The 12,011-nt window shown below is 70.2% G+C and carries 10 protein-coding genes; 8 read left to right on the forward strand and 2 right to left on the reverse strand.

Annotation, left to right across the window (positions count from 1 at the left end; genetic code table 11):
- The first annotated feature begins 40 nt into the window (after nucleotides 1-40).
- On the forward strand, nucleotides 41-2,287 hold the full coding sequence (locus HD599_RS03745; RefSeq protein WP_184233740.1) for an LLM class flavin-dependent oxidoreductase: 2,247 nt from the start codon (nucleotides 41-43) through the stop codon (nucleotides 2,285-2,287).
- 21 nt (nucleotides 2,288-2,308) lie between these two features.
- Here HD599_RS03745 and HD599_RS03750 read toward each other — a convergent pair whose 3' ends face one another.
- The gene (locus tag HD599_RS03750) at nucleotides 2,309-2,656 is read right to left on the reverse strand and encodes a LysR family transcriptional regulator (RefSeq protein WP_184233742.1); all 348 of its coding nucleotides are present in this window, start codon (nucleotides 2,654-2,656) and stop codon (nucleotides 2,309-2,311) included.
- A gap of 130 nt (nucleotides 2,657-2,786) precedes the next feature.
- Between HD599_RS03750 and HD599_RS03755 the strand changes: the two genes are divergently transcribed.
- The 7 genes from HD599_RS03755 (at nucleotide 2,787) to HD599_RS03785 (ending at nucleotide 11,571) form a co-directional block, all read left to right on the forward strand.
- Nucleotides 2,787-3,404 carry an LON peptidase substrate-binding domain-containing protein gene (locus HD599_RS03755; protein WP_184233744.1) on the forward strand — a complete coding sequence of 206 codons (618 nt, stop codon included), beginning with the start codon at nucleotides 2,787-2,789 and terminating at the stop codon, nucleotides 3,402-3,404.
- Nucleotides 3,405-3,445: 41 nt separating this feature from the next.
- The gene (locus tag HD599_RS03760) at nucleotides 3,446-5,098 is read left to right on the forward strand and encodes an ABC-F family ATP-binding cassette domain-containing protein (protein WP_184233746.1); all 1,653 of its coding nucleotides are present in this window, start codon (nucleotides 3,446-3,448) and stop codon (nucleotides 5,096-5,098) included.
- A gap of 64 nt (nucleotides 5,099-5,162) precedes the next feature.
- Complete coding sequence (locus HD599_RS03765; RefSeq protein ID WP_184233747.1) at nucleotides 5,163-7,061, forward strand: acetoacetate--CoA ligase; 1,899 nt, start codon at nucleotides 5,163-5,165, stop codon at nucleotides 7,059-7,061.
- Nucleotides 7,058-8,224, forward strand: coding sequence for a thiolase family protein (locus tag HD599_RS03770; RefSeq protein WP_184233749.1), 1,167 nt, complete (start codon nucleotides 7,058-7,060; stop codon nucleotides 8,222-8,224). The genes HD599_RS03765 and HD599_RS03770 overlap by 4 nt, the downstream gene beginning before the upstream one ends.
- On the forward strand, nucleotides 8,221-8,649 hold the full coding sequence (locus HD599_RS03775; protein WP_184233751.1) for a Zn-ribbon domain-containing OB-fold protein: 429 nt from the start codon (nucleotides 8,221-8,223) through the stop codon (nucleotides 8,647-8,649). The genes HD599_RS03770 and HD599_RS03775 overlap by 4 nt, the downstream gene beginning before the upstream one ends.
- A gap of 91 nt (nucleotides 8,650-8,740) precedes the next feature.
- Nucleotides 8,741-10,081, forward strand: coding sequence for an MFS transporter (locus tag HD599_RS03780; protein WP_221420432.1), 1,341 nt, complete (start codon nucleotides 8,741-8,743; stop codon nucleotides 10,079-10,081).
- A gap of 101 nt (nucleotides 10,082-10,182) precedes the next feature.
- Complete coding sequence (locus HD599_RS03785) at nucleotides 10,183-11,571, forward strand: M20/M25/M40 family metallo-hydrolase (protein ID WP_184233754.1); 1,389 nt, start codon at nucleotides 10,183-10,185, stop codon at nucleotides 11,569-11,571.
- On the opposite strand, the gene HD599_RS03790 is transcribed toward HD599_RS03785, so the two are convergent.
- Entirely contained in the window at nucleotides 11,568-11,948 is a 381-nt protein-coding gene (locus tag HD599_RS03790; RefSeq protein ID WP_184233756.1) for an iron chaperone, read from the reverse strand. The two genes, HD599_RS03785 and HD599_RS03790, sit on opposite strands and share 4 nt — an antisense overlap.
- Between the last annotated feature and the right edge of the window lie 63 nt (nucleotides 11,949-12,011).

Consider the following 12,011-nt stretch of genomic DNA (forward strand, 5'->3'; position numbering starts at 1 on the left):
GTGTTTGCACGGACCGTGCGCGGTGGGAGAGAGTGAGACCATGCCCGACTACGGTTCCCCCCTCCAGTTCGGAACGTTCATCACGCCCTCCAACGCCGACCCGCAGCAGACGGTCGCACTCGCCGTGCTGAGCGAGACGCTCGGCTACGACCTCGTGACGTTCCAAGACCACCCGTACCAGGCGTCGTTCCTCGACACCTGGACGCTGATGACCTGGGTCGCCGCGCAGACCTCGACCATCCACATCGCGCCCAACGTGCTCAACGTGCCGCTGCGGCCCGCCGCCGTCACCGCGCGGTCGGCCGCGAGCCTCGACCTGCTGTCCGGCGGACGGTTCGACCTCGCGCTCGGGTCCGGCGCGTTCTGGGACGCGATCGAGGCCATGGGCGGCACGAAGCTGACGCCCGGGCAGGCGGTCGACGCTCTGAGCGAAGCGATCGACGTGGTCCGCGGCATCTGGGCGGCGGGCGAGCGAGCGCCGTTGCGGCTCGAGGGGGAGCACTACCATCTGCGCGGTGCCAAGCGCGGGCCACTGCCAGCCCACGACATCCCGATCTGGCTGGGTGCCTACAAACCGCGGATGCTGCGCCTCACCGGGCGCAAAGCCGACGGCTGGCTGCCCTCGCTCGGGTACCTGAAGCCGGGCGAGTTCGCCGCGGGCAACGCCGCCATCGACGAAGCGGCGCTCGCCGCGGGGCGCGACCCGCGCGAGATCCGGCGGCTCGCCAATATCGGCGGGCGGTTCGCCGCGGTCAACGGCGGATTCCTGAACGGGCCGAGCGCCCAGTGGGCCGACGAGCTGCTGCCGTACGTCGTCGACGACGGCGTCGGCACGTTCATCCTCGCCTCCGACGACCCGGCGACGCTGCAGCGATTCGCCGAGGAGGTCGCCCCCGCACTGCGCGAGGCCGTCGCCCGCGAACGCGCCACCGCCGGCACGACGACCGGTACGGTCAAGCGCGCATCGGTGCTCGCCGCCCGGCGCGACGGCATCGACTACGACGCCGTACCAGCTGGCCTCGCCGCGGTCGAGCCGGGCGACATCGGCTACGCCGGCGTGCGCAATACCTACATGCGCGGCGGCGCCCCGGGCCTCGTGCTGCAGCCCCGCGACACCGCCGAGGTCGTGTCGGCGCTCGCCTTCGCCCGCGCTCAGGGCGTACCGCTCGCCGTGCGCAGCGGCGGACACGGCATCAGCGGCCGCTCCACCAACGACGGCGGGGTCGTCATCGACCTCGGCGCGCTCGACACGATCGAGATCGTCGACGAGGCGACCCGTCGCGTCCGGGTCGGGCCGGGCGCCCGCTGGATGGACGTCGCCGCGGCCCTCGAGCCGCACGGCTGGGCGCTGAGCTCGGGCGACTACGGCGGGGTCGGCGTCGGCGGGCTCGCCACGGCCGGCGGCATCGGGTGGCTCGTGCGCGAGCACGGCCTGACGATCGACCACCTGCGCCGCGTCGAGATCGTGCTCGCCGACGGCAGCGTGGTGACGGCGAGCGACGACGAGAACGCCGACCTGTTCTGGGCCGTGCGCGGTGCCGGCGCCAACTTCGGCATCGTCACCTCGTTCGAATTCGAGGTCGACGAGGTCGGGCCGCTCGGCTTCGCGCAGCTGGCCTTCGACGCGAGCGATACCGCGGCGTTCCTCGAGGGCTGGGGAGCGACCGTCGAGGCGTCACCCCGCGACCTCACCAGCTTCCTCATCATGGGTGCGCCGCGGCAGGGGCAGATGGTCGCGCAGACCATGAACGTCGTCGACTCCGACGATCCCGAGACCATCGTGGCCCGCCTCCAGCCGATCGCCGACCTCGCGCCCATGCTGCAGCAGTCGGTGCAGCTCACCTCGTACGCGGCCATCATGGCGAACGCGTCGGGCGAGCCGCACAACGGGCAGGGCGAGCCGATCGCGCGCTCGGGCCTGCTCGAGTCGATCACCCCGGCGTTCGCGGCGGCCGCCCAGCGGATGCTCGCCACCGGCGACATCCACTTCTTTCAAATCAGGTCGGTCGGCGGTGCCGTCTCGGACGTGCCGGCGGATGCGACGGCATACGCCCACCGGTCGGCGAACTTCTCCGTCGCGGCGATAGGCAGAAACGTCGAGCGGATGACGCAGCTGTGGGACGAACTCTTCGAGCACTTCAGCGGCCTCTACCTGAGTTTCGAGACCGACCTGGGCGCGGCGAGCCTCGAGGCCGCGTTCCCGCCGGCGACGATCGAGAGGCTGCGCGTGTTGAAGCGGCGGTACGACCCGCAGAACACGTTCCGCGACAACTTCAATATCGTCTGAGGCTCAATCCGCGAGAGATTGTCAGCGCGACTGCCGCCGCTTGCCCGGCTTGCGCTCGCCCTTGACGGCGGGGGCGCGCCCCTTGCCCTTGGAGGCCTTGGCCTTGCCGCCCGGTGCGGCGACGTTGGCACGCGCCGAGGCGGCCATCGCCTTCAGCTGGCGGTGCGTCTCGACCAGGAACTCCTCACCCTGTGGCGTGAGAACCGTCGTCGGGGCGGTGCGGTCGAACAGGTGGTAGCCCAGCTCGTCTTCGAGCGCGCGGATCGACAGCAGCAGCGACGAGCGCGGAACGCCGACCCGCTTCGCGGCGTGCGCGAAGTGCAGCTCCTCGGCGGCGGCTTCGAAGTGCCGCAGGAGAGTGGTGTCCACGGGGAATGCCTTTCGTTTCGCTCGCGAGGAAAACGCGGCTGCTCACAGGCTACGCGCATGCGGCACTAGCCGAATCTCCGAGTCCGCGCGCACGCTAGCGCGACACCGGTTCGCGTGCTTCGCTGGGCACATGACCGAACTGCCCATGTTCCCCCTCGGATCCGTGCTCTTCCCGCACATGCCGCTGCAGTTGCGCGTCTTCGAGGACCGCTACGTCGTCATGCTGTCGCAGATCCTCGAGCGGGAGCCGTCGGAGTTCGGCGTCGTGCTGATCGAGCGCGGGCAGGAGGTCGGCGGCGGCGAGCACCGGTTCACCGTCGGCACCGTGGCCCAGATCCTGCAGCTCGAGGCGGCCGAGGGCTTCATCGCCGTCGTCGCGCAGGGCGACCGCCGGGTCGAGGTCGAGGAGTGGCTCGACGACCAGCCGTTCCCGCGCGCGGTCGTGCGAGAGCTGCCCGAGCTGCAGTGGAACGACAGCCTGCAGCCGCTCCGCGAGCGGGCCGAGCACGAGGTCCGCCGGGCTCTCGCGCTGGCGAGCGAGTTCGCCGACATGCCGTGGGCGGCGTCCGTCGAGATCTCCGACGACCCGGTCGAGGCGGCCTGGCAGCTCGCCGCGATTTCGCCGCTCGGCCCGCTCGACCAGATCGACCTGGTGCGCTGCGAGACCATGGAGCAGCTGCTGATCTCGCTCATCGAACTCACCGACGCGGCCGCCGCCGGCCTGGGCGAGGCCTGGCCCGAAGAATAGGCCCAGCGGAATGCCGCCCCGGGGAATGACAAACTAGTCGGATGACCGCCACACTCGTCGCCAAAGGCCTGGCCGGCGGGTACGCCCACCGCACGCTGTTCGATTCCCTCGACCTCACCGTCGCGCCGGTCGACGTGGTGGGCGTCGTCGGCGTCAACGGCGCCGGAAAATCGACCCTGCTGCGCATCCTCGCCGGCGAGACCGAACCGCAGGCGGGCACCGTGAGCCTCGCCCCGGCCGACGCGTTCGTCGGCTGGCTGCCCCAGGAGCACGAGAGGCTCGAGGGCGAGACCATCGCCGCGTACGTCGGCCGTCGGACCGGCTGCGCCGAGGCGACAAGAGACATGGATGACGCGGCTCTCGGCCTCGCCGACCCGACTCCCCGCGCCGACGGCGCCGATCCCGCCGACGTCTATTCGGCGGCGCTCGACCGTTGGCTCGCCAGCGGCGCCGCCGACCTCGACGAGAGGCTGCCGGTCACGCTCGCCGACCTCGGCCTCAGCCTCGACGCCGACGCTCTGATGACCTCCCTCAGTGGCGGTCAGGCGGCCCGCGTCGCGCTCGCCGCCCTGTTGCTCAGCCGGTTCGACATCGTTCTGCTCGACGAACCCACCAACGACCTCGACCTCGACGGGCTCGAGCGGCTCGAGTCGTTCGTCACCGGCCTGCGCGGCGGCGTCGTGCTGGTGAGCCACGACCGCGAGTTCCTCGCCCGCTGCGTCACCCGCGTGCTCGAACTCGACCTCGCGCAGGGCGCGAACCGCGTCTTCGGCGGCGGCTACGACTCCTACCTCGAGGAACGCGAGACGGCCCGCCGCCACAAGCGCGAGGAGTACGACGAGTTCGCCGACAAGAAGGCCGACCTCGTCGGCCGCATGCGCGTGCAGCGCGAGTGGTCGAGCCAGGGCGTGCGCAACGCGATGAAGAAGGCGCCCGACAACGACAAGATCCGCCGCAAGGCGTCGATGGAGTCGAGCGAGAAGCAGGGCCAGAAGGTGCGCCAGATGGAGAGCCGCATCGCGCGGCTCGAGGAGGTCGACGAGCCGCGCAAAGAATGGCAGCTCGAGTTCACGATCGGTGCGGCACCGAGATCGAGCACCGTGGTCTCCACGCTGAGCGAGGCGGAGTTCCGGCAGGGCGACTTCACCCTCGGCCCGGTCTCGCTGCAGGTCAACGCGGGGGAGCGCATCGGTATCACCGGCCCGAACGGGGCCGGAAAGTCGACGCTGCTGCGCGCGCTGCTCGGGCGGCAAGCGGCCGACGAGGGCACCGCGAGTCTCGGCGCGAGCGTCAAGGTCGGCGAGATCGACCAGGCGCGCTCCCTGCTCGCCGGACCCACCCCGCTCGCGACCGCCTTCGAGGCGCTGGTGCCCGAGTGGCCGATCGCCGAGGTGCGTACCCTGCTCGCCAAGTTCGGGCTCAAGGCCGACCACGTGAACCGTCCGGTCGACGAGCTCTCGCCCGGCGAACGCACCCGGGCCGGCCTAGCGCTGCTGCAGGCCCGCGGCATCAACCTGCTCGTGCTCGACGAACCGACCAACCACCTCGACCTCGCCGCCATCGAACAGCTGGAGCAGGCGATCGAGGGCTACGAGGGCACGCTGCTGCTCGTCACCCACGACCGCCGCATGCTCGACAACGTCCGCACCGACCGCCACTGGCGGGTCGAGTCGGGTGTCGTGACCGAACAATGACCGGTCGAACCCGACGAGTCTCCGAACACGTGCCCACCGAACTCCGCCTGACAGACTGGGAAGCATGACCGAACCACTCTGGCGTCCGCACGAGAGCGCCTTCACCGAGTCCAACCTGGCGCGGTTCGCCCTGGCCAACGGGTTCGATCCCCACGACTACGCGGCCCTGCACGAGTGGTCGATCACCGAGCGCGGCGACTTCTGGAGCGCGCTCTGGGACTTCGCCGGCGTGATCGGCGAGCGGGGAACCGTCGCCGAGGTGCTGCCTCCCGCCCCCGCCCATATGTTCGGTACCCGCTACTTTCCCGAGGCGCGGCTCAATTTCACCGAGAACCTGCTGCGCGGCGACGACGACCGGCGGGCCGTGGTGGTCGCCGACGAGTCCGGCGTCGCCCTCACCCTGACCCTCGGCGAACTGAAGCAGCGCGTCGCCGGCGCGCAGCAGGGCCTGCGCCGTCTCGGCATCGGCCTCGGCGACATCGTCGCCGGCATCCTGCCCAACGGCATCGACAACCTCGTCGCCTACCTCGCGACCGTCTCGCTCGGCGCGGCGTGGGCCGGCTGCTCTCCCGACTTCGGGGCGGCGGGTCTCCGCGACCGCATCGGCCAGGTCTCGCCGAGCGTGCTCATCGTGGCCGACGGCTACGACTACAACGGCACGACCTTCGACATCACCGGGCGCGTGGCCGACGTCGTCGCCGCATTGCCGAAGACCCCGACCGTGATCGTCGCGGGCGCAGCCTCATGGGACGAGCACTTCGTCGACGAGTCCGCGGTGCTCGAGTACGAGCGTTTCCCCTTCGCCACCCCGCTGCTGGTCATGTTCACCTCCGGCACGACCGGACTGCCCAAGTGCATCGTGCACACGGCGGGCGGCGTGCTCCTGCAGCACCTCAAAGAGCACGTGCTGCACGGCGACGTGCGTCCGGGCGACGTGCACTCCTGGTACACCTCCACCGCGTGGATGATGTACGGCTGGGTGGTCTCGGTCCTCGCCGCCGAGGCGACCGTGCTGCTCATCGACGGATCCCCGTCTCCGGGCGGCGACAGCGAACACCTGTGGCGGATGGCGGAAGAGGCCGGGGTCACGCACTTCGGCACGAGCCCCCGCTACCTCGCGAGCATCGCCGACGCGGGCTACCGGCCGCGCGATCACTTCGCCCTCGAGAGCCTGCGGTCCGTGCTGTCGGCGGGCGCACCGGTCAGCGTCGAGCAGTACCACTGGGTGTACGACGCCATCAAGCCCGACATGGTCTTCGCGTCGATCAGCGGCGGCACCGACATCCATGGCTGCTTTATGCTCGGTTCGCCCGTGCACCCGGTGTACGCCGGCGAGATCACCTGCATCGCGCTCGGCCACGCCGTCACGGCGATGACGGAGGCGAACGTGCCCGTGATCGGCGAGAAGGCCGACCTCGTCATCACCGAACCGTTCCCGAGCATGCCGCTGACGTTCCTCGGCGACGACGGCGAGGCGCGCTACCGCACGGCGTACTTCGCGGTGCGCGACGACCTCTGGACCCACGGCGACCTCGTCGAGGTGACCGAGCGCGGCACCGTGATCGTCTACGGCCGCAGCGACGCCACCCTCAACCCGAGCGGCGTGCGCATCGGCACCGCCGAGCTGTACCGGGTGCTCGACCAGCGGCCCGAGATCGCCGACTCGATCGCCTTCGGCTACGTCGACGACGGAAACGAGGAGGTGGCGGTCTGCGTGGTGCTCGCCGACGGCGTCGACCTCACCGACGAGCTCGCGCGCGACCTGCGGCGCGACCTGCGCGACACGGCGTCGCCGCGGCACGTGCCCAAGTACCTCAAGGCCGTCAGCCAGATCCCGTACACGACCAACGGCAAGAAGGTGGAGACGGCCGCCAAGGCCGCCGCCGCCGGTACCGCCGTGCCCAACGTCGGCTCGCTGTCCAACCCGGAGGCGCTCGACGAGATCGCGGCGCTCTTCGCATGAGCGGCACCCGGCCCACCGGTGCCATCGTCGGCGTCGGCGAACTGACGCCCACGCGCACCACCTCGGGCAAGACCACACTCGGCATGCTCGCCGAAGCGAGCAGGCTCGCCCTCGAGGACTCCGGACTCGACCGCGACCGGATCGACGGACTGCTTGTCGGACCGCAGGTGGGGGAGACCCCGCAGCACGTGCCGGCGACGGTCGCCGAGTATCTGGGAATCACGCCGCGCATGAGCAACGTCGTCGACCTCGGCGGTGCCTCGGGGCCCGGCATGATCTGGCGCGCCGCCGCGGCGATCAACGCCGGCATGGCGACCGCCGTGCTGTGCGTGCTCGGCAACCACCGCGAACCCGTGCCGTCGCGGTCGCCCAACCGCAACCCGATCCGCGAGTTCGACGTGCCGTTCGGAGCGAGCGGCGCGAACACCGCCTATGCGCTGCTCAAGACGCGCCACATGCACGACTTCGGCACCACCGACGAGCAGTTCGCGTCCCTGGCGGCCGTCTCGCGGGCGAACGCGCAGTCGAACCCCGACGCCATCTTCTACGGCAAGCCCATCGACACCGCGGGCATCCTCGCGTCGCCGATGATCGCCGAGCCGCTGCACCTGCTTGAGATCGTGATGCCCGTGGCGGGCGGCGACGCCGTGATCGTGATGGGCGCTGAGGCTGCAGAGGCCGCGACGCTCAGGCACGCACCCGTGTATCTGCGCGGCGCGGGAGAGATGGTGACCCACCGGGCGATGAGCCAGGCGCCGAGCTACACGACCGGTCCGCTCAAGCCGTCGATGGCGCAGGCGCTCGCGCAGGCCGGTATCGGCATCGACCGGATCGACCTGCTCTCGCTCTACGACTGCTACACCGTGATGCTCGCCATCACGATCGAAGACGCCGGCCTGTGCGCGCCCGGCCAGTTCGGCGCGTGGGCTGCCGGCCGCGACCTGTCGCACACCGGCGACGTCGCGCTCAACACCCACGGCGGCCAGCTCGGTTTCGGCCAGGCCGACCTCGCCGGCGGGATGAGCCACGTCGTGGAGGCCGTGCGGCAGCTCCGGGGCACCGCCGACGGCCGACAGATGGCCGACGCGGCCCTTGCCCTCGTCACCGGCAACGGCGCGACGATGAGCGAGGCCGTCGCGCTGGTGCTAGGGAGGGACCGATGACCATCCATCCGAGCGAATTGATCGTGCCGGGTCCGACTCCGACCGGGGAGTCGGAAAAATTCTGGGCGGGATGCCGCGACGGCGAGCTGCTCCTCCAATTCTGTGAGCGCTGCGAGCACTGGGTCTTCTACCCCCGGACCGTCTGCCCGCACTGCTGGAGCGACCGGCTCGACTGGCGGCGGGCCGCCGGAACGGGCAGCGTGCGCAGCTTCACCGTGGTGCACAAGCCGGGGCATCCGGGATGGGCCGTCGCCGCGCCCTACGTCGTCGCCGTCATCGACCTCGCGGAGGGACCGACCATGCTCACCGCGCTCGTCGGCGTCGAACCCGCCGGCGTGCGGGTCGGCCTGCCGGTCGCCGTGCGCTTCGAGACGGTGGGCGAGTTCGTGTTGCCGTTCTTTGCGCCGGTACCGCCCACGGCGTAACGCGGGGAAACAAACGGGGCAGCGGATTAGCCAACGCGTGTAGTCGGGCAGCAGGCTGGGGCGAGTTCACCGATCCGAGGAGACCCGCACCGTGGCCGATTCCGCAACACTCGACACGCCCGACACCGTTCCGGTGCGGACGCCGGAGCAGCGCCGCGAGGCCCGCAAGGTCGCGGTATCGAGCCTGATCGGCACCTCGATCGAGTGGTACGACTACTACCTCTACGGCACCGCCGCCGCGCTCATCTTCCCCGCGATCTTCTTCTCCGAAGACGACCCGGGCGTCGGCGTGATCAAGGCCTTCGTCACCTATGCCGTCGGCTTCGCCGCGCGTCCGTTGGGCGGCTTCATCTTCGGCCACTACGGCGACCGCGTCGGCCGTAAGGCGATGCTGATGATCTCGCTCGTCCTCATGGGCGCCGCGACCTTCCTGATCGGGCTCCTGCCCGGCTACGCCGAGATCGGTATCTGGGCGCCGATCCTGCTCTGCGTCCTGCGCCTCCTGCAGGGCTTCGCCGTCGGCGGCGAGTGGGGCAGCGCCGTCGTCATGTCGGTGGAGCACGCGCCGAAGAACAAGCGCGGACTGTTCGGCAGCTTCCCGCAGATCGGGGTGCCGGTCGGCCTGCTCCTGTCGTCGGCCGTCTTCGGCATCGTCAACGGGGTCACGACCGACGAGCAGTTCCTCGCCTGGGGCTGGCGCATCCCGTTCCTGCTGAGCGCCGTGCTCGTGATCGTCGGCATCGTCATCCGCCTCGTGATCACCGAGTCGCCGCTGTTCCAAGAGCTGCAGAAGAACGACGAACTCGCCGAACAGCCCACCCGCGAGGTGATCGTCAAGCACTGGCGCACGCTGCTGCTCACCATCGGCATGAAGCTGTTCCAGAACGCGATCTTCTACCTGTACAGCGTCTTCCTGCTCAGCTACATCGCCAACACGATGCAGCTGGACAATCAGATCGGCCTCAACGCCATCATCATCTCGTCGCTCATCGGCTTCGTCTCGGTGCCGGGCTGGTCGTACCTCACCGACAAGATCGGCCGCAAGCCGGTTTACCTCGCGGGCACAGTCCTCGGCGTGATCTTCTATCCGATCTCGTTCGTCATGGTCGGCACCGGCAACGTGGTCTTCATCACGATCGCCATGATCATCGGGCTCAACCTCCTGCACGACATGATCTACGGCCCGCAGGCCGTGTACTTCTCCGAGCTGTTCGGCACGCGGGTGCGCCTCTCCGGCGCCTCGATCGCGTACCAGATCGGCGCCATGCTGTCGGGCGGCCTCGCGCCGCTGATCGCAGCCGCACTGCTCGTCGCCCAGAACGGCGAGACGTGGGGCATCGTGATCTACGCCGTGGGGCTCGGCGTCATCAGCATCGTCTGCACGATCCTGTCGCCCGAGACCTTCCGGGGGACCCTCCGGGACAGGGTCTAGCGAGCGTCATCCGCCCGGTTTTGTCACATTCTTTGGAGCGTGGCCGCCGGACGGGGAGAATGAGGGGCACGGGAACGCCGACAGGCGTCCCGGCCCGTCGGATGGAGTCCACACTGTCTCGTATCACACGCTCGTCGCTCGCCGACCAGACGACCGAGCTGCTCCAGGCGCTCATCCAGAACCGGTGCGTCAACGACGGAACCCCCGACTCCGGCCACGAGATCCGCACGGTGCGCACGCTGCAGGAGTTCTTCGAGGGCTCGGGGCTCGACGGCGTCGTCGTCGAACCGCATCCCGGCCGCGCCTCGCTCATCATCCGGATCCCGGGCACCGACCCCGCCGCGCCGTCGCTGGCGCTGGTCGGGCACACCGACGTCGTGCCGGTCGAGGCCTCCGGGTGGGAGCGCGACCCGTTCGCCGGCGAGATCGTCGACGGCGTGCTCTGGGGCCGCGGCGCCATCGACATGCTCAACCTGACCGCCGCCTACGCCGTCGTCACGCGCGCGATCGCCCGCGGCGCCGAGGGCGTCGCCCCGTTCCGCCCGCGCGGCGACCTGATCTTCGCCGCCGTCGCCGACGAGGAGAGCGGCAGCACCTTCGGCGTCGAGTGGCTCACCGACAACCGTCTCGACCTGATCGACGCCGACTACGTGCTCACCGAGTCGGGCGGCGCCCCCGCCGGCAACCAACCCGGCATCGGCGTGATGATCGGCGAAAAGGGTGTCGCCGGGCGCACGCTCCGGGTCAAGGGCACCCCGGGCCACGGATCCGCCCCGTGGGGGTCACGCAACGCCGGTGTCATCGCGGCCGAGGCCGTGCGCCGCCTGTCGCGCTTCCAGACCCCGACGGTCATCTCCCCGCAGTGGCGCCGCTACGTCGCGGGGCTCGACCTCGACGAGGTGGTCAGCGGCCAGCTCGTCGACCCGCACCAGATTTTCGAGGCGCTGCCGAAGATCGGCAAACTCGGCAACTTCGCGCACGCCTCGACGCACACCACCATCTCGCCGAACGTCATCCGCGCCGGCGAGAAGCTCAATGTGATCCCGGGGGAGGCGACCGTCGACCTCGACATCCGAGTGCTGCCCGGCGTCACCTCCGACGACGTCGACGGCTACCTCCGGGAGGCGCTCGGCGACCTGATGTCCGACATCACGTTCGAGGGCGACATTTTCGGTCCGTCATCGATCTCGTCGACCGAGACCCCGCTGTTCGACGTGCTCGGCCGCGCCGTGCGCCGTGCCTACCCCGGTGCCGACCTGCTTCCCATGCTGGCGGCGGGCGGCACCGACGGGCGGTTCTACCGCCGACGCGGAGTCCCCGCCTACGGCTTCGGCGTGCTCAGCGAGCGCTGGGACTACGGCACCTTCCGCCAGCTATTCCACGGCCACAACGAGCGTGTCGACCTGGAGTCGATCGGCCTCACCGTGAACGCGCTCGACTACGTGGTGCGCGAGTTCCTCGGCGAGGGCCTCGGTCTGCGTCGTGACTAACCGTGCGCCATCAGCGGCGCGTCGATCTCGGCGATGCGCCGCTGCACGATGAGCCGCACGGTCGTCGCGCTCAGAGGCTCGTCGGGCGTGAAGTGCAGGGTCGCACCCTCGAGCTCGCCCTCGGCGAGCAGCCCTTTGAGTTCGCGGGCCAACGGCGGGCTCATCAGATGCAGGCTGCAGTGCTCCTGGGCCACCGACAGACCGACGAGGCCGCGACGGCGGTAGTCGAAGATCGGGATGCCGTAGCCGATGTGCTCGCCCGCCCCCGGTATCGCTTCCAGAATCACCCGACGGATCGGCGCGAGTGCCGCCCGCTGCGCGTCGGGGATGGCCGCGAGGTACTCGTCGACCGTGTGTGCCGGATATCCACGCTCCATTGCGCTTCCTTACTCTCCCGGCAACCGTAACCCCGTCGCGCGCAAAAGGGCAGGGGGATTCGT

Source organism: Conyzicola lurida (assembly GCF_014204935.1).
Lineage (GTDB): Bacteria > Actinomycetota > Actinomycetes > Actinomycetales > Microbacteriaceae > Conyzicola > Conyzicola lurida.